The sequence below is a fragment of the Providencia sp. PROV004 genome (assembly GCF_011045615.1).
GTDB classification, from domain to species: domain Bacteria; phylum Pseudomonadota; class Gammaproteobacteria; order Enterobacterales; family Enterobacteriaceae; genus Providencia; species Providencia rettgeri.
In genome coordinates this window covers 333,329-357,700 of record NZ_CP042859.1, presented here as the reverse complement: position 1 = coordinate 357,700, position 24,372 = coordinate 333,329, and the positions used below count along the sequence as shown (strand labels likewise).

Sequence of the window (24,372 nt, the reverse complement as noted above, 5' to 3'; positions counted from 1 at the left end):
TTTTAATAGACGGTTGCTATGATTGTTTTCTCTTCACTCCAAATTCGCCGAGGTGTTCGTGTCCTACTGGACAATGCCACTGCGACTATTAACCCCGGCCAAAAAGTTGGTTTAGTGGGTAAAAACGGCTGCGGTAAATCGACGCTTCTTGCGTTATTAAAAGGCGAATTACAAGCTGAAGCAGGTTCTGCAACCTTTCCAAGCAATTGGTCTATGGCATGGGTGAACCAAGAAACTCCCGCGCTTGATGTGCCCGCTCTTGAATATGTCATTGATGGTGATCGCGAGTTCCGAGCCTTAGAACAAAAACTACAGCAAGCCAATGAAAAAAATGATGGCCATGCCATCGCAGTAGTTCATGGGCAGCTTGATGCGATTGATGCATGGACCATTCGTTCTCGCGCCTCCAGTTTGCTACATGGCTTAGGTTTCAGCCAAACACAGCTAGATTCCCCAGTAAAATCATTTTCGGGTGGATGGCGGATGCGTTTGAACCTCGCGCAGGCACTGCTTTGCCGTTCTGACCTGTTGTTACTCGATGAGCCAACCAACCACCTTGATTTAGACGCGGTCATTTGGTTAGAAAAGTGGTTAAAAAGCTACCAAGGCACCCTGATTTTGATTTCCCATGATAGGGATTTCCTCGACCCGATTATTGATAAAGTGCTGCATATCGAACAAGAAACCATGTTCGAATATACGGGTAACTACTCGTCTTTTGAGCGCCAACGTGCGACAAAACTCGCCCAGCAGCAAGCGTTGTATGAAAGCCAACAAGCTAAAGCTGCGCATTTACAAAGTTATATTGACCGCTTTAGAGTGCAAGCCACCAAAGCCAAGCAAGCACAAAGCCGCATTAAGATGCTTGAAAGAATGGAAATGGTCGCACCGGCTCATGTGGATAACCCATTCCATTTTTCATTCCGCAAACCAGAAAGCTTACCGAATCCATTATTAAAAATGGAAAAAGTCAGCGCAGGCTACGGTGAAAAGGTCATTTTGCAATCCATCAAACTGAACTTAGTCCCGGGGTCACGCATTGGTCTGCTCGGGCGTAACGGCGCAGGTAAATCAACTTTAATCAAAATGTTAGCTGGCGACTTACCTCCATTACAGGGAGAAATCTCCCTCGCAAAAGGGATTAAACTCGGTTATTTCGCCCAGCACCAATTAGAGTATTTGCACCCTGAAGAATCCCCCTTGCAGCATCTTGCTCGCCTTGCCCCTGAGCAAACTGAGCAGCAATTACGTGACTATTTAGGTGGTTTCGGTTTTAAAGGTGACCAAGTTACTGACCCAAGTGGCCGTTTTTCTGGTGGGGAAAAAGCGCGCTTAGTTCTCTCTTTAATCGTCTGGCAGCGCCCTAATTTACTGCTGCTCGATGAACCAACTAACCACTTGGACTTAGATATGCGCCAAGCGCTTACTGAAGCCTTAATGGCCTTCGAAGGCGCTTTAGTTGTCGTTTCCCATGATAGGCATTTATTGCGCACCACGACCGATGAACTGTATTTAGTCCACGGCGGTTCTGTAGAGCAGTTTGATGGTGATTTAGAAGATTACCAACAATGGCTAGCTGAGCAAAACAAGCTCGAATTACAGCAAGTGCGTGATCAACAAGAGAAAGATAAGCCAGCAGCCGCTGCAACGGTGACGGCACAAGATAGAAAAGATCAAAAACGTCGTGAAGCTGAATTTCGTCAGTTAACTCAGCCTATCCGTAAAAAAATTACGGAATTGGAAAAGCAGATGGATAAACACTCTCATGCCCTGAGTGAGCTTGAAGCAAAACTTTCTGATGCAGCCATCTATGAACAAGATAAAAAAGCTGAATTGACGGAATGTTTGAAAAAACAAACTGAACACAAAGCAGCGCTTGAAGACGTGGAAGTGGAGTGGATGGAATTGCAAGAGCAGTTAGAAACCATGACTAGTGAGTTTGAATTAAATTAATTCGTTATAAAACATCACAATCCATTAAAATCACGAAAAGCTATCTTTTGATAGCTTTTCGTTTTTATCATCACTGAATCTTATTCTTTCACACACATCACATAATACTGGCCATCAATAATTTCAGTGCCTTCGGTTTCGTGTTCAAAACCAGGGAATTCGCTATCCCATGCTTGAAGACTATGTAAATAGCCGATATGTGGGCTATTTTTATCGCCAAAGCTTTCCCCCGATAACAACATTGGGATACCCGGTGGATAGGGAATAATCGAGTTAGCAGCAATACGCCCGGCGAGTTTATCTAAAGGAACCGACTCAACACGGTTAGCAACAATTTCTTGGTAGGCATCGCGCGGGCTCATCATCACTGCAGGGAGTTGTTCATAAGCCTGATTTAGTTGGCCTCCAGGGTTATTTTTTTGTAGATACACAAACATTTTATTCCCTAAATCACGTAGCCCCATCTCACTATAGATCTCAGGAGCCGCTTCAACCACTTCAGGCAATACCTTTTTCAGTGCCGTATTATTGTCATAGTGGCGCTTAAACGACAGCAGCGCATTGACCAATGTCCCCCATTTTCCTTTCGTAATTCCCATCGAAAACAAGAACATAATTTGGAAATCGGTCGTACGGGTTGGCACAATACCATAATGATTTAACCAAGCTGTGACTAAAGCAGCAGGAACTCCGCTATCCAGTAATTTACCGTCATCTCCCATCCCTGGCGACAAGATACTTACCTTAATTGGGTCAAGCATCGCCCAATTTTCAGGGATATCTTTAAAACCATGCCATTTATCTTCAGGATTCATCACCCAGCAGCTTTGCTCTTTCATCAACAGTTCAACAGGGGCATCTTCAAATGCATAGCGTTTACCTGTTGCTGGGTCTTTCACCATTTCTTGATTCCATGGTTTGAAGAACCACTCATCATCATTGATAAATTCTTTGTATAGGAAGCCCAGTGATTGACGGAAGTCGATGGCTTCACGGATGACTTCATCAGTGAGTGAACGCCCACTGTTGCCGTCCATCATATCTGCGGCAATATCATTCGAGGCACAAATTGCATATAGCGGCGAGGTGGTCGCATGCATATGATAAGCTTGGTTAAAACGATTAAAATCAATCGCATTACGGCCATTTCGGACGTGGATAAATGAAGCTTGTGAAAGTGCATTCAATAATTTATGCGTAGAGTGAGTCGCAAAAACGGTAGGTTCATCGTCTTTTCTAGGGTCATCACGCATCGCAAAGTGGTCACGGTAGATAGGGTTAAAGCGCGCGTAGCCGTACCATGCCTCATCAAAATGGATTCTATCCAATGATTCATCAAGCAAATCCTGAACTTTGCGTGCGTGATAGCATACGCCATCGTAAGTACAGTTAGTTACTACACTATATGCGGGACGTTTGCCAATTTTATCCGAAGTTAATGGGTTTTTAGCGATTTTTTCAGTAATCGCTTCCGGTGTCATCTCTTGAGGGTAAATCGGACCAATAATGCCATAACGATTACGGCTTGGCGTCATATAAACCGGTTTTGCTCCAGTTAAAATCAAACCTTGCTCAATAGATTTGTGGCAGTTACGGTCAATGACAACAACGTCATCATCCGTCATACAAGCTTGCATAATCGTTCGGTTCGAACCTGATGTTCCCACGACCACTGAATAAGATTGGTCAGCACCAAAAATACGGGCGGCATTTCTTTCACATTCACCAAATGCGCCAGTATGGTCTAACAGTGACCCCACGGCAACTCGCTCGATACCAATATCGGTACGAAACAAGTTTTCTCCAAAGAAATCATGATAAATGCGGCCCGCCGGGGTTTTGGTGAACCCAACACCGCCCTGATGACCCGGTGCTGCCCATGAATATTCATGTACATCACTGTATTTAATCAAGCTTTTCATCAAAGGGGGCAATAAATTAGCGCGGTAACGGATTATCGCGGCAAGAACTCGACCTGCGATAAAATCAGCGGAGTCTTCTAAAATCCAAGCAAACTCATCAACTTGCTCCATCATTTTGCGGTCGAATGCCGTCAAAGCTTCTTCACGATCACTTAATAAAAAAACAGGCACATCTTCTTGTCTGCGATGAAGTTGGGTAATTAATTGATGTGCCTGAGTTTGTTCTTGCTTGTCTGACATATCTCGGCCATATAACAAGCAATCAATACTGGTATTTGATCGAATGTATGCCATCCCATCTTCAAAATTACGAATGATCACGGTTTCTACGTGCTCATCTTTAAGTTCACTAGCAAGTCTTGCTACAGCATGGCTAATCACGGAGTCGTCATCGGTTAATTCCGTATAAACTATGAGTGCTCTCATCAATAACTCCCTTTTAACTTTTTAAAATCAAAATACTGATAATATTAGTCTTAACGTAAATAAAGTTTGATTGCAAAGTTATCGATGAGGATTCAAGCCACTAATCACTCATCTAATTTATTAATCACTACTCTTGCATTCATAACTAACGACTTTGCTTTCGCTTCTCGCCGTTGCAATAACGCCATAAAAATCAGGTCAGTAAGCGTATTTTGTGCGGTTCTTGAAGAAATTGATGAACTACGCCATTCATCTTCCTCCGCAATACTTTCAAGAACATAATCAGCAATTTGCCCCAGTGGTGAATCACAGTCACGCGTAATCGCAATGACACATGCCCCTTGCTTACGTGCAATATTCGCTGCTGTTAGCATGTCTTTACGCTTCCCTGTAAAAGAAATAACGATTTGTACATCATGAGCATTGAGAGTGAGTGCCGCCGCAATTTGCACATGATGGTCTGACTCCACGAGCGTTGTAATACCAATTTTTTGTAACTTATAACTTAAATCTTTTGCAGTTAAGCCTGACCCACCAATACCGACAATCTGTACTCTCTGTGATTGGTCTATTCGCTCAACAATGCGTTCAAACTGTCTGAAATCAATTAATTTTGTTGTTTCTGTAATTGAATGATTTTTCTCCATTGCCAATTTCTGAGCAACAACCATCAAGTTATCATCAGGTGCAATGCGGTTATGTAAAGCGGAATGAGGTGCTCCCTCTTTCAGTTGCTGGCGTCCAATAATCTCACTAAGTGCAAGTTTCAAGGCGGGATACCCCTTCACCCCGACTTTTTGACTAAACTTAACGATGGCAGATTGGCTGACATCTAAAATTTCTGCTAATTGCTGAGACGATAAATTCAGTACATTTTCGGGATTTTCAAGGATAAATTGTGCAATTTTACGTTGATTTTCTGCTAATCGCGGTAGTGAGTAAGTAATGATGTCCAATAATGTCATGGTGACCTCTAATAATAGTTGTAATAGCCAGACCTATAGATAAAAAAATAATAATAAATTATTCCTCAACCAAGTCACTGATGCCTGATAAATAATACTTACAATTCAAAGAGTCGTAACTTTAGTCCGTAAAATAAATCACAAAATATTCTTGTATATTCACAAGATAGAATAGATAGCACCGTGATATTAGTCACATATAAGGAATAAATAATTCCTTAATATTAGCCCAATAACTGATCTAGGAGCAATTTTTATGACTATCGACTTAAGCAAAATGGTAACTGAAAGCCGTAATGCAGCCAGTACTAATATCGACCAACTATCAACGGCTGAAATGCTAAAGGTCATTAATAATGAGGACAAACTCGTTCCGTTAGCGGTTGAAAAAGTGCTCCCTGAAATTGCCCAACTGGTTGATAAAGTCGCAGCAGCCTTTTTAAAAGGCGGTCGTCTGATTTACTCAGGCGCAGGAACCTCTGGCCGTTTAGGAATTCTTGATGCCAGTGAATGCCCGCCGACTTATGGAACGCCCCATGAGCAAGTTGTTGGTTTAATCGCCGGTGGTCATCAGGCTATCTTCCGTGCCGTAGAAAATGCAGAAGATAAACCTGAACTTGGCGAACAAGACCTCAAAGACATTCAATTCAATGATAATGATGTGTTAGTGGGTATCGCAGCGAGTGGCCGAACACCTTATGTATTAGGAGCTTTAGCATACGCGAATGCTATTGGTGCAACCACAGCTGCCATTAGCTGTAACCCAAATAGCCCAATTGCCAATGCCGCAGATATTGCTATCACTCCCGTTGTCGGTGCAGAAGTTGTCACAGGCTCTTCACGCATGAAAGCAGGAACTGCACAAAAATTGGTACTCAATATGATCACCACTGGGGCAATGATCCGCATCGGAAAGGTGTTTGGTAATTTAATGGTTGATGTTGAAGCGACAAACGCCAAACTCATTGAAAGACAAACAAAAATTGTGATGGAAGCGACCGACTGTGACCGAACTACTGCAGAAACCGCCCTTCAACAATGTAATCGACACTGCAAAACTGCCATTTTAATGGTGCTATCGGGCTTGAATGCCGATGATGCACGTCAACTGCTCTTAGACAACAACGGTTTTATTCGTACGGCACTCAATATGGCCTCATCCGCCTAATTTGCGGATTTTAATGGGATAAATAGTATGGCTAAAATAACAATAGAAATGATACAGCAGGTCCTACAACACGTTGGAGGACGCCGTAATATTAAATTAGCGGGTAACTGTATGACCCGTTTGCGCCTCACACTCAACGATGACCAACTAGTCGATAAAGCTGCACTCAAACAAATCGCAGGGGTGCTTGGTGTCATTGAGAGTGATGAACAGCTGCAAGTGATCCTTGGCCCGGGTAAAGCACAAACTGCCGCAGACTTAATGAACCAACTGTTGGATAGTGGTGAAGAGGATAGCCATGAGGCAACAACCCAGCCTCAGGATTTAAACGACATTGCCTCCGCAAATAAGCAGCAACTGAAAAAGAAACAAACCAGTGCCGTTCATCGGTTTTTATCCAAATTTGCCACGATATTTACACCGTTAATTCCGGGCTTTATTGCTGCCGGCCTACTATTAGGCTTTGCAACTCTAGCGAAACAAACCTATTTCCCAGCAGGGCTTCCAACAAAGCCTGAAGAGCAGACCCTACTCGTACATACTATTTTATATATGTCAGTATTTAGCAAAGGGCTGTTTAGCTTTCTAAGCATTCTCATTGGTTATAATACTCAAAAAGCCTTTGGCGGTAGCGCGGTAAATGGTGCCATCATTGCTTCACTGTTTGTTCTTGGATATAACCCTGAAATAGCCAAAGGGTTCTATTCTGACATGAATAGCTTTTTCGGGTTGGCTATCGACCCAAGAGGTAACATTATTGGGGTATTGATTGCGTGTATTTTTGGCGCATGGGTTGAAAAACAGGTACGCAAAATTATCCCAGCTAACCTTGATATGATTTTAACCTCAACAATTACCTTATTAATTGTTGGTGCTGCTGTGTTTATCTTTATCATGCCTATTGGGAGCTGGTTATTCTCTGGCATGTCATGGCTGTTTGTTCATTTAAGCAGCAACCCATTCGGAACTGCCATACTTGCTGGGCTATTCTTAATTGCAGTCATGTTTGGCGTGCACCAAGGTTTTGTTCCGGTATATATGGCACTCGTTGAAACTCAAGGTTTTAACTCACTCTTCCCTATCCTAGCGATGGCAGGTGGTGGCCAAGTTGGTGCAGCAATAGCGTTGTATGTTAAAGCCGCAAAAGATTCGGTGTTACGCAATCAGATTCGTGGGGCTATCATTCCAGGTTTCTTAGGTGTCGGTGAACCACTTATTTACGGTGTCACTCTTCCGCGGATGAAGCCATTTGTCACCGCATGTTTAGGTGGTGCCGCAGGCGGTTTCTTTGTTGGGCTAGTGGCTTGGATGGGTTTACCGGTTGGTTTGAATACCGTCTTTGGCCCTTCTGGCTTAGTCGCTATCCCAATGATGACGTCAGCTGATGGGGTGTTCCCTGGAATGTTAGTTTATGTGGGCGGGTTATTCACATCCTACTTATTCGGTTTTATTTTTACTTATTTTTTCGGAACTAAGAACGTGGATTTAGACTAATCGCCTCCCTTACATGTAAAAAGCAGCCCATGGGCTGCTTTTTGATGAGTCATATAAACTGCACTTTTATCAGAAAATCATTCCAACCAAATCAGGGGAACGCACAAAGCCGTTAAAATCCCCATTACCCAGTTAAAAATAAACCAAGCACGGCGGCTACGCAAAAATAGGCTGATTAATGAACCAAACCCCATCCAGATTAAACCCGCCACTAAGTTAACCACCACAAATGCGATACTCATCATTAAAATAGATTGAGTAAATAACTCACCGGGTAAGCTAAATCCCCCTACGGCTCCCAAACCCATCATCCATGCTTTCGGGTTTAAAAACTGCAATAAGCCACCTTGATACCAAGTCACGCTTTTCGCAACTTCGCTATTCGTCTTCAGTGGTGCATAATTTGCCGTCGCTGTTTTCCATGCGAGCCATAACAGGTAGATGCTTCCGGCGACTTTTAAGGCGATATGAATCGCAGGATAGAGCAATAAAAGTGCAGCAATACCGAATGCAGAAAGATAAAGTATGGACTGCATGCCTAACATAATACCAAGGCATAATGTAATCGTATGGCGAAAACCGTAGTTTGCTGCACTTGACGTTAGCAACATATTGTTAGGGCCGGGTGTGACTGCTGCAATGAATAAAAACGTAAAAAGAGAAAAAATCAGCCCCAGTGTCATTTATAATTTAGCCTCAAACTCAAATTTGTTTACTTGCATCACAAAAAAATAACAGTATGTTATGTGACTCACAAGAGTCTCCATTAAATAAAAATAAGGCTATGTCAGAAAACTTTCGTCCAATAAGTTGGGCTAAAAATCCACACCTCCAAACATTACTGCCAAGGATTTTCCGTAGAACACCGAAAATCAAACCTATATGGCAACGGCTTGAATTGCCTGATGGCGATTTTATCGATCTCGCTTGGAGTGAAAAACCCGAGCTAGCAGCGCATAAGCCACGATTAGTGATTTTCCATGGTCTAGAAGGTAATTTTAAAAGCCCTTACGCTCACGGAATGCTAGAAACTGCCCAAAAACATGGTTGGTTGGGTGTGATTATGCATTTTCGCGGTTGTAGTGGTGAACCCAATCGCCAACAGCGAATTTACCATTCAGGTGAAACCAGTGATGCTCGCTATTTTCTCCGCTGGTTGAAACAAACCTATGGTGATGCGCCAACCGCCGCAGTTGGTTATTCTCTTGGTGGCAATATGTTAGCCTGCTATTTAGCTGAAAGCGGTCAAAATGCAGATGTCGATGCGGGTGTTGTTGTTTCAGCTCCTTTGATGTTAGAAGCCTGCTCTTTACGCATGGAAAAAGGCATCTCTCAGTTCTATCAACGTTACTTACTAAATGGCTTGAAACGCAATGCCACCCGGAAATTAGTCCGTTATCCAGGCTCATTACCCTTAAACCTCTTACAATTGAAGCAGCTTAAGCGGATCCGTGAGTTTGATGATGTGATTACTGCTCGTATTCATGGATTTGATGATGCGACAGATTATTATCAAAAATGCAGTGCATTACCCAAGTTAGCTTATATCACTAAACCAACGTTAATTATTCACGCCAAAGATGACCCATTTATGGCGCCTGAAGTTGTTCCTGATTTATCATTTTTACCCCACAATGTGGAATACCAAATGACAGAACATGGCGGGCACGTCGGCTTTGTGAGCGGTACATTCAGAAAACCGCAAATGTGGTTAGAAAGCCGTATTCCTCAATGGCTAACCCCTTATTTAGATAAGGAAATAATGTGATTATTCCTTGGCAAGAACTTGAGCCTGAAACATTGGAAAACCTGATTGAGAGCTACGTATTGCGTGAGGGAACCGACTACGGCTCCCATGAAAAAAGCCTGCAAGATAAGGTTAACGATGTGAAACGGCAGTTAGTTTCTGGCGAAATTGTGCTAGTCTGGTCTGAATTGCATGAATCGGTTAATTTCATGCCTAAGGGAAGTTTTTCTGTATGATGTTTTTATTCCATGGTTCATTTTTACGTCATCTTTTGTCATAAAAAAGTTGCGTGTTTTCCAACATAATCATGTCGTAAAACCATCAAATAAGGCTCACAACCCTAACACCCGTTAATCCGCTTCATGCACTATTGATTAAAATAGTGCTTATAAGCGCAGCACAGGGAGTCCACGATGTCCAAAAAGCACCCAATTATTGCTATCACCGGTTCGAGCGGTGCTGGCACAACGTCAACTAGCCAAGCATTTCGTAAAGTTTTTCACCAATTAAATATCCAGCCTGCAACATTAGAAGGGGATAGTTTTCACCGCTATACACGCCCTGAAATGGATATGGCTATCCGTAAAGCCAGAGAACAAGGCCGGCACATCAGTTACTTTGGCCCCGAAGCGAATGATTTTGCTTTGCTTGAACAAACCTTAGTTGACTATGCAAAAACGGGTTGTGGGCAATCCCGTAAATATCTACATACTTATGATGAAGCGGTACCTTATGGCTTGCAGCCCGGGACATTTACCCCTTGGGAACCGCTGCCAGATAAAACGGATATTTTGTTTTATGAGGGGCTACATGGCGGTGTTGTCACACCGGAACATAATGTCGCACAACATGTTGATTTACTTGTCGGTGTTGTCCCTATAGTCAACCTAGAATGGATCCAAAAATTAATCCGTGATACGACAGAGCGAGGGCACTCCCGTGAAGCCGTTATGGACTCTGTCGTGCGTTCTATGGGCGACTATATTAATTACATCACGCCACAATTTTCTCGCACTCACATCAATTTTCAACGCGTTCCAACGGTAGACACCTCTAACCCATTTTCGGCTAAAGCTATTCCATCACAAGATGAAAGCTTTATTGTGATCCGCTTTCGTGGGCTAGAGCAAATTGATTTCCCCTATTTGCTATCAATGATATCTGGCTCTTTCATTTCTGCAATGAATACAATTGTCGTCCCCGGAGGAAAACTAGGTTTAGCCATGGAATTAATTATGGCGCCAATAGTCGAAAAACTAATTAATCAAAAGGACAACAATTAAATTATTTTTTGATTAATAAATAAGATGCTTATCATTAATTAAGGTAAGCATCTTTTAATTCAAATATACCAATAAAAATTAAATTTATTTTTAGTTTTTTATTTCAAAGCTGTGTGTGACTTCAACGGTTTTCTCTAACATCAATGCGACTGAACAATATTTTTCAGCAGAAAGTTGAACGGCTCGTTCGACCGCTTTTTCCGTTAATTCATTCCCTGTTACAATAAAATGTAAATGGATTTTCACAAAATAACGAGGGGCTTCTTCGCGACGCTGTGAGGTTAATTTCACCTCACAATCCGTAATATCATAGCGGCCCTTTTGTAGAATCGAAACGACATCAATCGCGCTGCAACCACCCGCAGCCATTAGCACCATTTCCATTGGGCTTGGGGCGTTATCACCTGCATTGCCGTCCATCATCACTTGGTGCCCAGACGCAGACTCCCCTAGAAAAGAAAGTCCTTCAACCCACTTAACTCTTGCTTCCATTATATTTCCCCTTGAAATGAAATCGGTTTAAAGGCTACATTGTTCCATAGATACAATGAATGTTATATCAACTTTATTTGGCTGAAGCGATACAGGGAAGACTTTCTTTATTGGATATGCTACAAACAATACTTAGTTGATAGGATTAAGATCAAAACTCAACGGTTTAATTGATCATATTATAGTGTTGATATCAATTTGCGTTACCCAAAGCAATCAAAAACGCTGAAGCAATCAGCTGTTAGATTATTTAAAGGTATATAAGGCAAATTAATATGCTAAGCTAGTGACTTTAAAGCCAGCCTTTCTAGTATGTTTTTCTGAATGGCTGCAATAACATACAGAGGATAACGCTAATGGTTCTCGGCAAGCCACAAACAGACCCTACTCTTGAATGGTTTTTGTCACACTGCCATATTCATAAATATCCATCCAAGAGCACTCTTATCCATCAGGGTGAGAAAGCAGAAACCCTTTACTATATCGTTAAAGGTTCGGTGGCTGTTTTAATTAAAGATGAAGAAGGCAAAGAAATGATCCTCTCTTACCTGAATCAGGGGGATTTCATTGGTGAGCTTGGGTTATTTGAAGAAGGGCAAGAACGTACTGCGTGGGTTAGAGCCAAAATAGCCTGCGAAGTTGCTGAAATTTCTTACAAAAAATTCCGTCAATTAATTCAGGTAAACCCTGATATTTTAATGCGCCTTTCTGCGCAAATGGCTAGTCGCTTACAAACAACATCTGAGAAAGTCGGTAACCTCGCATTCTTAGACGTTACAGGCCGTATTGCTCAAACGCTATTAAACTTAGCTAAACAACCTGATGCAATGACACACCCAGACGGTATGCAAATCAAAATTACTCGTCAGGAAATAGGCCAAATCGTGGGTTGTTCCCGTGAAACAGTCGGCCGTATTCTAAAAATGTTAGAAGACCAAAACCTGATCTCTGCACATGGTAAAACCATTGTTGTTTACGGTACTCGTTAATTAACCTTTCAGCCTGGCCACCTTTGGCTGGGCTATTTATTTATCATATTAAATTCTAATAAAATCGCTTCTTTATATTCTCTTTATCACTTCCCCTTATAGAATAATAATTATTATCTTATTAATTAGGGAAATATTTATGACCATTACATTAGGCTATTTATCGGGTAATCCGACGATTTTCAAAAAAATCATTAATTCCGATGATTTCATCAAAAAAATTTTTACGATTACCTCTTCACTGAAAAAAAGTCCACTTGATACGAATAACCAGCTAAAACCAACTCGTACCTGTAGCACTGAGAGTATTGATTCCGCCTATGAGAGCGACTTAGAAGAAACCAATAATATTAAGTGTTTAAGCACTGGTGAATTTTACGAAAAAGTCAATCAATTGAAAATTAAGCTATACGGAAAATATTCATCTACTTTTCTTTCTGAGCAAAGTACAGACTCATTAATAAAAGAAAATAGAGTTATTCTTGACCAATACAAAGAACTCCCCAAAAAAAATGCTGAATATGCTGATTTTTTATATCGCGATATTAGAATCCCTGGCATTAACAATAAAAGTCTACAAGAAAAAAAAGAGATTATAAAAAAATTTGTATTACCTAAACCTCTAACTAATAAAAATGGTTCAATGCTTCCTTTAAAAAAACAAATCATTCAAGAGTCTATTCGTCATATCACACTACCTTCCGTGGGTATAAAATATAAAACAGAAAGCAAATTTAATAAGAAATTAGTTTATATACATTACAAAATTTGTGAAGAAAATCGGCCTAATCAAAGAATCACCTCTTTGCCAAAAACCACTTTTGAGTTCAAGGGAAATATACCGCAAACAAAGTCATCATTACTAAGAGCACAACGAATAAAAGAACATTATAATTTATCGAGTAAAATTACCACACAGAAAACCAGCCTTAGCAAAGATAACTTAGCAAAAAATAAAATTTTAGTTAATAGTTCTGATTTATTAAAAATAATAGAAAAAGAATACCAATTTACCCAAGAAATGAATAACCATATAAAAATAATCGCTGAAATAGACGCCCAAATGAAGACTAACTCTCAATTACTAGCACTTTACAAGTCACCAATAATAAAATAAGTAAAATCGACTTATTATTCAATCAATTAAAATATTTGCATTGGCTAGAACAAATCCAAACACAAATATCACACACATGTAAATAAATAATCATAAACATCGATTTATTATATTAACTAACCTAAAAACAACCCAAAATAGCATTAATTGATAATTAAGGATCTCTCATGCACATAGACACCATCAATAGAAATGTAAGCAATCCCATCTTTAAAAAAAACATAGCATTAGAAATAGCGGAAAATTATTTCCCAATAATTAAGAAAATACGTAATACTAGATTGAATAATTTCATTCATTTATTTAGTTTTAACAAAAAAAACAAAGTAAATATGGATTCAAAGTTTTACTTAGAGTTAAAAAAAATAGAAACCAAAAAAAATGAGAATAACTCACGATTAAAAGTCGAATTAAATCAAAATAAAATAATATCATTAGAAAATGAACTACTTAAAAAGTCGTTTGAAATATCCCCAACAGTAAAAAACACTAAAGATGAAATTAATAGAAAAATAAGTAACGCATTAAAAATAGACAAGCCCTATGTAGAAGAATTAGTCAACAATAAAATAATTAAAGAACAGAATGACCTAATAGACCATTACACATACCATATTAAAAATATAGAATTAATTGAAACTAAAGAACAATTAAAAAATGATATATACAAATTAAAATTAGAGATAAAAAACGAGTCAAAAATAAGAGGGATTTATTATCTTGAAAAAAAACATGAAATATTAGAGTCATCATATAAAGAGATAGAAAATACATTTGGGGTGGAAGACCAAAATGAAAATTTAAAATCATTAATTAATTTACAATTAATCATTAAAAATTTATTAATTAAAGAATTAGATGATATTAAAAACAAAATTCATAATATAACGTTAAATAACTATAATAAAAAATCCATTAACCCCAAAAAAAGTCAAATATCGAAAAAATTAATGGAAGAAAAAAACAGCGTAACCCCAGAAGAGTCAATAATTAAAAAAAATTTAATTATCTGTGATGAAGATGGTACCCCTATTTATCATGATGAGGACCATAACTTTGATTTTGATGACGAATTAACTTTTTTAGCGAAGCCCGAAACCAATGAAATGGAAGATTCGTCATTAGTTAAAACACTAAGACTCGAAAATAGAGAATTAAAAAACTCGCTAGAGGAGTTAAGCAATAACTATTTCACTCTGCTTGATAAATTCCATCATAGGTCACACGAATACATTCTAAATACAATAACTCTTACTGACGTACCTCTAGATGATTTATCTACAAATGAAGAAACTATCGTCAAGCAGCCAAGTGAAATTAAACAAAAAACAATAGATAGTAAAGAGAACGTCACGGCAAAAAATACACAGAACAATCGTAGTTTAATGCAGAAAAAAACAGTTGTGAATTATTCACATTCCCATAACAGTCAATGTCTGGCTGCTGGCATCACCATATCCAGCACACCAGAACAATTGCAACAAAAACAAATAGAATTAAAAGCGAAAAATACAATAAAAATATCTGGCCGAAATAGAACGTAATATTAACGATACAAGTTGCAGAGACAGAAATGCCTCTGCAACTTTTCAATAAACCACTAATTCAATAACTTACCAATCGCCGTTTCTAATTTCGCCATGCCGCTATTAATTTCTTCCTCGGAAATAATCAGTGAAGGCGTAAAACGTAAAACATTGGTGCCGGCATTGAGCATCATCAGACCTTCTACTGCACTGGCTTGCAGGATATCTTTCGAGCGATCCAATAGTTTGCCATCTAATTCAGCGCCAATTAATAACCCCATTCCTCTGATCTCAGAGAAAATGTGATATTTATCATTCAGTTTATTTAAATGAGCGACAAATAATTCACGACGCTTTTCGACACCATTTAATACTTCCTCAGTATTAATAATATCAAACGCCGCATTACCAACTGCACACGCTAAGGGATTGCCACCATAGGTGGTACCGTGCGCACCCACTTCCATGGTTTTTGCCACTTCTTCAGTGGTGATCATTGCACTAATAGGGAAACCGCCACCCAATGCTTTTGCCGTGGTTAAAATATCAGGCACAATATTGTAATGCATATAAGAAAATAATTTACCTGTACGGCCCATACCGCTTTGTACTTCATCAAAAATCAACAAGGCATTATTTTCATCACACAGCTTACGAACTCCTTGCAGAAATTTCGCTGTTGCTGCGGTGACGCCACCTTCACCTTGTACTGGCTCAAGAACAACTGCGCAGGTATTTTCATCAATGACCGCTTTGACAGCATCAAGGTCATTAAATGGCACATGAATAATATCCGCAGGTTTTGGCCCAAAACCATCCGCATATTTTGCTTGCCCACCGACCGAAACAGTAAATAATGTGCGTCCGTGGAAAGCTTGTTTGAAAGCGATAATCTTAGTTTTATAGGGGCTGTATTTAGTAATAGCGTAGCGGCGTGCTAATTTAAACGCAGCTTCGTTAGCTTCTGAGCCGGAATTCACAAAAAATGCGCGGTCAGCAAATGTCGCATTCGTGAGCTTTTGTGCTAACTTTAGCGCCTGCTCGTTAGTGAAAATATTACTGACATGCCATAGCTTTTCGCTTTGTTCACGCACCGCAGCCACCAAACTAGGGTGGCAATGCCCCAAAGCAAGAACAGCGATCCCACCAGCAAAATCAATATATTCTTTACCTTGCTGATCCCAAACGCGGCTACCTTCGCCTTTAACTGGAATAAATTCCGCTGGCGAAAAAATAGGTAACATAACTTGATCAAAAGTTTGCCGATTTACTATTGGTTGCTCAGACATACCCCTCACCTGCTCTTATTTAATGCAATTATGAAAATATAAGCATTAAATATGAATAAAAAATCAAAAAAGAGCAATAGCAAAGGGCATAATATGCATAATTAATTTTTTCTGAATACGATTGCTAAATTAATATTTTAGAAAATTGTTTAGTAATTCATGGCCTTGTTCACTCAGAATACTTTCAGGATGGAACTGAACACCTTCTATAGGCAAGGTTTTGTGCCGTATTGCCATGATTTCATCAACATCGCCATTATTCAGTGACCATGCGGATACATCAAAAGAAACAGGGAGTGTCTCTGCTGCAATCACTAACGAGTGATAGCGTGTCACTGTTAAGGGACGATTTAAGCCTTTGAATACACCTTGATGATTATGGTGGATAGCAGAGGTTTTACCGTGCATAACTTCTCGTGCTTTGACGACTGATGCACCAAATGCTTGCCCAATCGCTTGATGCCCTAAGCAAATGCCTAAAATGGGCAGTTTACCTGCAAAATATTTTATCGCCTCAAGGGAGATGCCAGCCTCATCCGGTGTACATGGCCCAGGTGAAATCACAAGATGTGTAGGCGAAAGCTGTTCAATTTCTTCGATGGTAATTTCATCATTACGTTTTACTACAACTTCAGCCCCTAACTCACAAAAGTATTGGTATAAGTTGTAAGTAAATGAATCGTAATTATCAATAAGTAGAAGCATATTAGCCTATCCGACTGATTTTTATCATTATATATTATTTTCTTATGCATGTTTTTATCGTGTTGGCAATCAGAACGATGATTAAAACACCATAAAAATAATAAGGGCGGCTATCATAGCACAGCCAAAGCAGGAAAATAGCCTATTTAAGTCAATGATTGTTTTTTCTCAGAGAAAATTTCCATATAAAAATCATGGAATTATATTTACATCCCTATAACAAAGCTGTATTTCGGTTAAGAATTACTTTAAATACAATGAAATAAAAGGCTGTTAAAAAGTAGCAAGCACTGACACATTTTAACTAACATAGTTAATGAAGAAAAACTCAAAGAGGAAGGAAAAGCGTTTTTTAAGAAAAGTGGGCACGTTAAAACAACCTACCCACAGTATTCGACACGACAGCTTTTAATGACTATCGTTTTTAATCACTACGGTTTTTTAATCACTTCAGCAGAAATAATTGTAACCGGTTCAACTGGGACATTTTGATATGGCCCTACGTTTTCCGTTTTTACTTTAGAGATTTTATCTGCAACATCCATCCCTTTTACCACTTTACCAAACACAGCATAACCAAAGTCACGTTGGCCGTGGTCTAAGAAAGCGTTATCAGCAACATTAATAAAGAATTGGCTCGTTGCGCTGTCTTTATTTGCAGTACGCGCCATAGAAATAGTACCGCGTAAATTACGTAAACCGTTATCCGCTTCATTTTTGATTGGAGCGCGGGTTTGTTTTTGCTGTAAATCTTTATTAAAGCCACCACCTTGAATCATAAAACCTGGGATTACACGGTGGAAAGTGGTTCCGTTGTAATAACCTTCATTAACATACTGAACGAAATTTTCTGTCGTAACAGGGGCTTTTTTACTATTCAGTTCTAATTCGATATCACCCGCCGACGTGACTAATTTAACATAAGTCTCACCCGCAGATAATGCAAGAGAAGATGCGCTCATTGCGCAGATGGCCAAAAGTGGCACAAAAATTCGTTTTAACATGTAAGGTCCCTTTCGTTATAGCTCATTACAACTGCAATCAAGCAATTCTAGAGTGAAGCCAACAAGAATGCTGAAGATTTACCTATATTTACGCCAAAAAATAAAAACACACCAAATGCGCTAAATTCTAGACCAATTTTAGTGAAAAACGTCATTAATAATGGTTATTTTTCTATTATTACAATTTCGCAGACTACAACACACAAAAAATAATACCTGACACCAAGGGAAAAGCGGTTAAGAGGATATTTCGAGTTGTCGGGAAGCGCTAAGCAAAGCTATAATCCTCGAGCCTTTTGAGGCTAACTCAGGGAGAAAGACAAATGGCAATTAAAAATCATAACTACCAGATGGCAAAATTTGTCATCAGTGCACCCGATATCCGTCATCTACCTAAAGATACCGGAATTGAGGTGGCTTTTGCTGGCCGTTCTAATGCGGGGAAATCCAGTGCGTTAAACGCATTAACACAGCAAAAAAGCTTAGCACGCACCAGTAAAACACCAGGAAGAACTCAGCTAATCAACCTATTTGAAGTTGAGGAAGGCGTTCGCCTTGTTGACCTTCCAGGTTATGGTTATGCCGAAGTTCCTGAAGAAATGAAACGTAAGTGGCAACAAGCACTCGGGGAATATCTCCAAAAACGCGAATGCATTAAGGGGCTTGTTGTATTAATGGATATCCGTCATCCATTAAAAGACCTCGATATGCAAATGATTGAGTGGTCTGTCGCAATGAATGTGCCAGTTCTGGTTTTACTCACTAAAGCAGACAAATTGGCTTCTGGAGCAAGAAAGAAACAGTTAATAGAAGTGCGTCAAGCACTTGCTCCACTTGAAGGGGATATTGAAGTCGAATACTTTTCAGCACTGAAAAAGATTGGTGTCGATAAACTCCGCATTAAGCTAGATAGTTGGTATAACACACCGGCTTGATTTCTTTAGTAGTGAGCCAGAAATGGTTCATTACACCCTCATACCTTCTAATTCACTGAATTTTAGATAAAAAAATGCTCCAGTCAAATACTTGACTGGAGCAGCTAATATTCAGCTAAATCCGATTACGTGAAGTAAAAGGTCTGAAAGATAGAACATCTTACCTCTGTACCCTACACCTATTAATGTACTTTATTTTTCGCTCGAAAAAAAGCCTTTTTGTAATTTTTTTTCAAAGCTGTCTACGATTCAGCATGATAATACGAATGAAATAAGACAAAAAACGGATTTTAATTACATATTTATGAGATATATGTCGCATAAAAATGTTAATCATATCCTCAAATTTCATCATGAAATAATTGATTTATTACAGAATTATATTAAATTTCTAGTTAATAATTTCAAATGCATAATTATCTGTTATGTATTCGCTTAAACATAAAAAAACCCCCAATAACGTATTGGAGGTTTTGTAGATTCAATATTGTTAAAAATTAATGGGCTTCATCCCAGTTATCGCCTATCCCCACATCCACTTTTAATGGTACATCCAATTTCATGCTTTGTTCCATTAACAATTGGACCTGAGCTTGGACACGCTCTAACTCAGATTCTTTCACTTCAAAAACCAATTCATCATGAACTTGCATTAGCATATCTGCATGTGGCTTTTCGGTTTGCAACCAATTATCAACAGCAATCATGGCTTTTTTAATGATATCCGCTGCAGTTCCTTGCATTGGTGCGTTGATCGCTTCGCGTTCCGCGGCTTTACGGCGCATCCCATTACTGGACTTAATATCTGCCAGATATAAACGGCGACCTTCGAGGGTCTCTACATAACCTTGCTCAGACGCCTGCAAGCGTGTGTTTTCCATATAACGTAATACACCAGGGTAACGTTCAAAGTAAAGATCCATATAGCGCTGCGCCTCACCACGAGGGATCCCTAATTGACGCGCTAAACCAAACGCACTCATGCCATAGATAAGCCCGAAGTTAATCGCTTTGGCACTACGGCGTTGGTCACTAGTGACTTGTTCCAGTGGTACACCAAAGACTTCAGCGGCTGTTGCTTTATGGATATCTTTCCCTTCCGCAAACGCAGTTAATAGGCCTTTATCTTGGGATAAATGCGCCATAATACGCAATTCAATTTGCGAGTAATCCGCCGCCATCACTTTATAGCCATCACGAGCAATAAAGGCTTGGCGGATCCGGCGCCCCTCTTCAGTTCTAACAGGGATATTTTGTAAGTTAGGATCTCGAGAAGACAAACGCCCTGTTGCTGTGACGGCTTGGTGGTAAGAAGTATGAACGCGCTGAGTACGCGAGTTAATCATTAGCGGCAGTTTATCCGTATACGTGGATTTTAATTTGGCTAAACTACGGTGCTCGAGCAACAATTTTGGCAATGCATGATTCAGCGCCAATTCCTCAAGCACTTCTTCATTAGTCGACGCTGCCCCACTTGGTGTTTTCTTTATCACCGGCAATTGCAATTTTTCGAATAAGATAGTTTGCAATTGTTTTGGCGAAGCGAGGTTAAACTCTTCCCCTGCAAGCTCGAAAGCCTCTTTTTCCAGCTCAGCTAAACGAGCGGTAATCACCTTTGACTGCGCTGCAAGTACGTTTGCGTCAATTAAAACACCTTTGCGTTCCATGCGGACTAACACAGGCACAAGTGGCATTTCAATATTTTGGAAAATATGATTAAGCGTTGGCTCAGCTTCTAATTGTGGGTATAACGCTTGGTGCAGTAATAACGTGACATCCGCATCTTCCGCGGCATAATTAGCTGCTTCTTCTAAGGCGATTTGATTAAATGTCAGCTGTTTTTTACCTTTACCCGCGATTTCTTCAAAGCTCACAGTTTTGTGGTTCAAATGGCGATCGGCCAAGCTGTCCATATCATGGCGCCCCATTCCCGCAACACTATTTAACACATACGATTCCAGCATGGTGTCATAGCCAATACCTTTTAATTCAATGCCGTAGTTTTCAAGAACTTCTGCATCATATTTCAAGTTCTGGCCAATTTTGAGAATTTTTTCACTCTCAAGCAAAGGTTTCATAACTTCCAAAACCTCTTCCAGAGGGAGTTGTACTGGCGCATCAAGGTAATCGTGACCTAATGGCAAATAAGCGGCATGCCCTGGCTCAATTGCAAATGACATGCCCACTAAACGGGCTTCTTGGGTATCTAAGCTATCGGTTTCAGTATCAAAAGCAAATAACGATGCCTTGCTCAGTTTTTCAACCCAGCGCTCTAAATCCGCTTTTTCTAAAATCGTTTGGTAATTTTCAGCACTCAATGTTGGTGCTGTTGGGATTGATGGCTTGGCAGCTGACGTTGCTGGCGTTGGGCTCACTTTTGTACTTGTGCCTTTCCCCTCCATCCAAGTCCCATTTTCAACATCCGTTAACCAACGTTTAAATTCATAACGGCTGAATAATTGATGTAGTTTATCCACATCTGGCTGAACAACTTGTAATTCTTCACAGGTTTTTTCCAGCTCAACATCCGTTTTAATTGTCGCTAATTGATATGATAAAAAAGCAACATCACGGTTTTCAGCCATTTTAGGGGCTAAGGTTTTAGAGCCTCTAAAACCTAATGGAGCGATAGCTTCAAGGTCATTATAAATTGCTTCTAAGCTACCAATGCCTTGCAGTAAGGCTAGTGCTGTTTTTTCACCAACACCAGGCACGCCAGGAATGTTATCTGACGAATCCCCCATTAAGGCTAAAAAGTCGATAATAAGCTCAGGAGGCACACCGTATTTTTCTTTGACTTCATCAGGCCCTAGAATAGTATTATTCATGGTATTGATGAGCGTAATATTAGGCTCAACTAATTGCGCCATATCTTTATCGCCCGTACTGATTAACACTGGCATACCTTTTCGGCTTGCTTCACAAGCTAATGTCCCGATGACGTCATCGGCTTCCACCCCTGAAACAACAAGTAAAGGTAACCCCATCGCTTCCACCATTTCATGCAATGGAGCGATTTGAGCGCGCAAGTCATCAGGCATAGGTGGGCGATGAGACTTATAGCTTTCGAACAATTCATCACGAAATGTTTTTCCCTTCGCATCAAAGACAACCGCTACATGGCTAGGTTTATACTGCATAATTAAACTGCGTAGCATATTAAGCACGCCATACATTGCCCCTGTAGGCTCACCAGCACTATTGGTCAGTGGAGGGAATGCATGATAAGCACGGTATAGGTAAGAGGAACCATCAACCAAAATAAGGGGGTTTTCTGCAATCTGAGCCATAATCTGTCATCATCTTTTAGTCAGGAACGAATACTAATAGGATGCCATAATGTCGCCTCAGATACATCCCAAGTTTTATATTCCGCTTAATCGCATTGTTAAAAGCACATCAAATCATTCACGATTTCAAATACATTATTTATTACGATTAGTTAAAATTATTATTTACAATTAAATTAATCACACCAATGTACTAAATACCTGATTAACATCCTGTGGATAACCTTGTGTGTAAATTTGTGTTACTCAGTAAATTCAATAAGTAATATGAAGATTAACAGTATAAACAGGAAAGTAAAATCAAAGAGTTAGCACAAGATTGAGTAGATTTAATACACCAGAGAGAACGTCTTAGAATTGTGGATATTGATAGGAGAAAAAAGACGATGGTAAATTTACCACCGTCTATTTACGATTATTTTTTACTGACTAAGAAGTTCACAACGTTAGAGAACTCTTTGCCATAATCAGCGGCATTATCAACTGAGATACCGTTATTACGAACTTGGTATTTACCATCAACAAATAATGCAGGAACACCACGCAATTTTAAGTCTTGCGCTGCATTTTGCTGTTTCGCAACGATAGATTTTACAACGAAGCTATTTAAAGCTGCATCATACTCATCACCAGAAATACCCGCTTTGATAAAGGCATTACGAATATCTGCTTTGCTGTTGATAGTTTGCGTTTTTTGGATACCTTCAAACAGAATAGGCGTCACTTTGTCTTCTGCTTTCAGGACAATCGCAACGGCCCAAGCTTGGGTTAAATCAGCACCTAAAGGACCAAGAAAATCAACGTGATAACGTTCCATTTTCACGCCTTCTGGCAAGTTTTTCTCTACGGTTTGAGGCACTTTATACACACTCTCAAATTGATAGCAGTGTGGGCAATAAAATGAGAAGAACTCCAGAACTTGCGGTAAATTTGGTACAGCTTTAACATCAGTATACTCTTTACCTTCCGTGTAGTTTGCCGCTGCAGCACTAAAAGACATGGCAATACCAAGCAAAGCCAACATAATTTTTTTCATAGACTACATTCTCCAAAAACAAAAACTTAAAAGTTAAAACTGAGGGGTTAACTGCAAAGGGGCGTCTTGCAACCGTTCAATCTGTTGATTAAATTCGAGCGATTGTTTTTGCCAAAAATCATCAGCTTGTAGCCAAGAAAATGCTCGAGGAAATGCAGGGTCTTGCCAACGGCGGATAATCCACCCGAGATAATGTACCATGCGCATTGCTCTAAGAGGTTCAATAAGCTTCAGCTGTTTTACATCAAAATCACAAAACTCATTATACGTTTCTAATAACGTATCCAATTGAATGACTTGTTCTTGGCGAGAGCCATTAAGTAGCATCCAAAGGTCTTGGATTGCAGGCCCGTTTCGGGCGTCATCAAAATCCACCAGCCAAGCTTCATCGCGCCATAGAATATTGCCTGGGTGGCAATCACCTTGTAGACGAATAGATGAAATTGAGCTAGGCCACTGCAATTTTACTTGTGCAATCAATGCATCTAAAGACGTTATAAATTGGGACTTATAACGTTCTGCAATTAAAGGGCTCGATGCTATCACTTGTCGAGGTTGTGCCAAATATTCATCAAGGCCTATTGTCGGACGAAATGCAAAATTTTTACGCTGACCAATTTGGTGTATACGCCCTAATAAGTGGCCGACACTTTCTAATTGAAACAAGTTATCTGTTTCATATTGTCTGCCACCGACACTCGGAAAAATTGCAAATATAAACCCACCAAATTCCAATACCGTTTGCCCTGCAAATTCAAGAGGTGCAGCTACAGATAACCCTTCATCTCGTAGCTCTAAAGTGAAATCATGTTCTTCTTGAATTTGCGAACGATTCCAACGCTCGGGACGATAAAATTTAACCACAAAGCGTTGCCGATTTTCGTCTTGGAACTGATAAACTCGATTTTCGTAGCTATTTAATTCAAGCAGCCCAGATTCGGGATAAACCCCAACTTCCATTAAGGCGTCTAAAATTAAGTCGGGGGAAATTCCACTAAAATGGAAATTCGAATGTTCTATTTGATCCATCA

Annotated in this window: 20 protein-coding genes; 10 read left to right on the top strand and 10 right to left on the bottom strand. The window is 39.8% G+C overall.

Annotation, left to right across the window (positions count from 1 at the left end; all coding sequences use genetic code 11):
- Positions 1–18: 18 nt before the first annotated feature.
- Entirely contained in the window at positions 19–1,953 is a 1,935-nt protein-coding gene (locus FVA69_RS01575) for an ABC transporter ATP-binding protein (protein WP_164528299.1), read from the top strand.
- Positions 1,954–2,033: 80 nt separating this feature from the next.
- Here the strand turns inward: FVA69_RS01575 and adiA are convergent, their stop codons facing one another.
- Positions 2,034–4,301, bottom strand: a complete 2,268-nt coding sequence (gene adiA, locus FVA69_RS01570; RefSeq protein ID WP_042851454.1) for an arginine decarboxylase — start codon at positions 4,299–4,301, stop codon at positions 2,034–2,036.
- A gap of 104 nt (positions 4,302–4,405) precedes the next feature.
- On the bottom strand, positions 4,406–5,266 hold the full coding sequence (locus tag FVA69_RS01565) for a MurR/RpiR family transcriptional regulator (protein WP_004265935.1): 861 nt from the start codon (positions 5,264–5,266) through the stop codon (positions 4,406–4,408).
- Between the two features lie 256 nt (positions 5,267–5,522).
- Between FVA69_RS01565 and murQ the strand changes: the two genes are divergently transcribed.
- Both murQ and murP read left to right on the top strand, forming a co-directional pair.
- Positions 5,523–6,434, top strand: a complete 912-nt coding sequence (murQ, locus tag FVA69_RS01560; RefSeq protein ID WP_110731454.1) for an N-acetylmuramic acid 6-phosphate etherase — start codon at positions 5,523–5,525, stop codon at positions 6,432–6,434.
- Between the two features lie 27 nt (positions 6,435–6,461).
- A complete protein-coding gene (murP, locus tag FVA69_RS01555; RefSeq protein ID WP_164528298.1) occupies positions 6,462–7,928 on the top strand; it encodes a PTS N-acetylmuramic acid transporter subunit IIBC in 1,467 nt (488 codons plus the stop codon).
- Between the two features lie 77 nt (positions 7,929–8,005).
- On the opposite strand, the gene FVA69_RS01550 is transcribed toward murP, so the two are convergent.
- Positions 8,006–8,611, bottom strand: a complete 606-nt coding sequence (locus FVA69_RS01550) for a LysE family translocator (RefSeq protein ID WP_004265943.1) — start codon at positions 8,609–8,611, stop codon at positions 8,006–8,008.
- Positions 8,612–8,712: 101 nt separating this feature from the next.
- On the opposite strand from FVA69_RS01550, the gene FVA69_RS01545 reads away from it, so the two are divergent.
- The 3 genes from FVA69_RS01545 to FVA69_RS01535 all read left to right on the top strand — a co-directional run bounded on the left by FVA69_RS01545 (position 8,713) and on the right by FVA69_RS01535 (position 10,958).
- The gene (locus tag FVA69_RS01545) at positions 8,713–9,696 is read left to right on the top strand and encodes a hydrolase (RefSeq protein ID WP_004265945.1); all 984 of its coding nucleotides are present in this window, start codon (positions 8,713–8,715) and stop codon (positions 9,694–9,696) included.
- Positions 9,693–9,911: a YheU family protein gene (locus tag FVA69_RS01540; RefSeq protein WP_004262551.1), complete on the top strand. Its 219-nt coding sequence runs from the start codon at positions 9,693–9,695 to the stop codon at positions 9,909–9,911. The genes FVA69_RS01545 and FVA69_RS01540 overlap by 4 nt, the downstream gene beginning before the upstream one ends.
- 177 nt (positions 9,912–10,088) lie before the next feature.
- Positions 10,089–10,958 carry a phosphoribulokinase gene (locus FVA69_RS01535; protein WP_110731455.1) on the top strand — a complete coding sequence of 290 codons (870 nt, stop codon included), beginning with the start codon at positions 10,089–10,091 and terminating at the stop codon, positions 10,956–10,958.
- A 90-nt stretch (positions 10,959–11,048) separates the two neighbouring features.
- Here the strand turns inward: FVA69_RS01535 and FVA69_RS01530 are convergent, their stop codons facing one another.
- On the bottom strand, positions 11,049–11,450 hold the full coding sequence (locus tag FVA69_RS01530; RefSeq protein ID WP_164528297.1) for an OsmC family protein: 402 nt from the start codon (positions 11,448–11,450) through the stop codon (positions 11,049–11,051).
- 356 nt (positions 11,451–11,806) lie between these two features.
- Here FVA69_RS01530 and crp point away from each other — a divergent pair, with 356 nt between their 5' ends.
- From crp to FVA69_RS01515, 3 genes are all read left to right on the top strand, one after another.
- Positions 11,807–12,439, top strand: coding sequence for a cAMP-activated global transcriptional regulator CRP (crp, locus tag FVA69_RS01525; RefSeq protein WP_004262556.1), 633 nt, complete (start codon positions 11,807–11,809; stop codon positions 12,437–12,439).
- 139 nt (positions 12,440–12,578) lie between these two features.
- Entirely contained in the window at positions 12,579–13,556 is a 978-nt protein-coding gene (locus FVA69_RS01520) for a hypothetical protein (RefSeq protein WP_164528296.1), read from the top strand.
- Between the two features lie 167 nt (positions 13,557–13,723).
- Complete coding sequence (locus FVA69_RS01515) at positions 13,724–15,100, top strand: hypothetical protein (RefSeq protein WP_164528295.1); 1,377 nt, start codon at positions 13,724–13,726, stop codon at positions 15,098–15,100.
- 56 nt (positions 15,101–15,156) lie between these two features.
- On the opposite strand, the gene FVA69_RS01510 is transcribed toward FVA69_RS01515, so the two are convergent.
- From FVA69_RS01510 to ppiA, 3 genes are all read right to left on the bottom strand, one after another.
- Complete coding sequence (locus FVA69_RS01510; RefSeq protein WP_164528294.1) at positions 15,157–16,371, bottom strand: aspartate aminotransferase family protein; 1,215 nt, start codon at positions 16,369–16,371, stop codon at positions 15,157–15,159.
- Positions 16,372–16,500: 129 nt separating this feature from the next.
- Positions 16,501–17,076 carry an aminodeoxychorismate synthase component II gene (locus tag FVA69_RS01505; protein WP_164528293.1) on the bottom strand — a complete coding sequence of 192 codons (576 nt, stop codon included), beginning with the start codon at positions 17,074–17,076 and terminating at the stop codon, positions 16,501–16,503.
- A gap of 431 nt (positions 17,077–17,507) precedes the next feature.
- Positions 17,508–18,080 (bottom strand): peptidylprolyl isomerase A, encoded by a 573-nt coding sequence (gene ppiA / locus FVA69_RS01500; RefSeq protein ID WP_004265959.1) that lies wholly within the window; start codon positions 18,078–18,080, stop codon positions 17,508–17,510.
- 323 nt (positions 18,081–18,403) lie between these two features.
- Here ppiA and yihA point away from each other — a divergent pair, with 323 nt between their 5' ends.
- Positions 18,404–19,015 carry a ribosome biogenesis GTP-binding protein YihA/YsxC gene (yihA, locus tag FVA69_RS01495; RefSeq protein ID WP_004265967.1) on the top strand — a complete coding sequence of 204 codons (612 nt, stop codon included), beginning with the start codon at positions 18,404–18,406 and terminating at the stop codon, positions 19,013–19,015.
- Positions 19,016–19,512: 497 nt separating this feature from the next.
- Here yihA and polA read toward each other — a convergent pair whose 3' ends face one another.
- The 3 genes from polA to FVA69_RS01480 all read right to left on the bottom strand — a co-directional run bounded on the left by polA (position 19,513) and on the right by FVA69_RS01480 (position 24,370).
- On the bottom strand, positions 19,513–22,305 hold the full coding sequence (gene polA, locus FVA69_RS01490) for a DNA polymerase I (protein ID WP_164528292.1): 2,793 nt from the start codon (positions 22,303–22,305) through the stop codon (positions 19,513–19,515).
- Positions 22,306–22,720: 415 nt separating this feature from the next.
- Entirely contained in the window at positions 22,721–23,341 is a 621-nt protein-coding gene (dsbA, locus tag FVA69_RS01485) for a thiol:disulfide interchange protein DsbA (protein WP_004265973.1), read from the bottom strand.
- Positions 23,342–23,374: 33 nt separating this feature from the next.
- Positions 23,375–24,370, bottom strand: a complete 996-nt coding sequence (locus FVA69_RS01480; RefSeq protein ID WP_123382627.1) for a serine/threonine protein kinase — start codon at positions 24,368–24,370, stop codon at positions 23,375–23,377.
- Positions 24,371–24,372 lie beyond the last annotated feature (2 nt).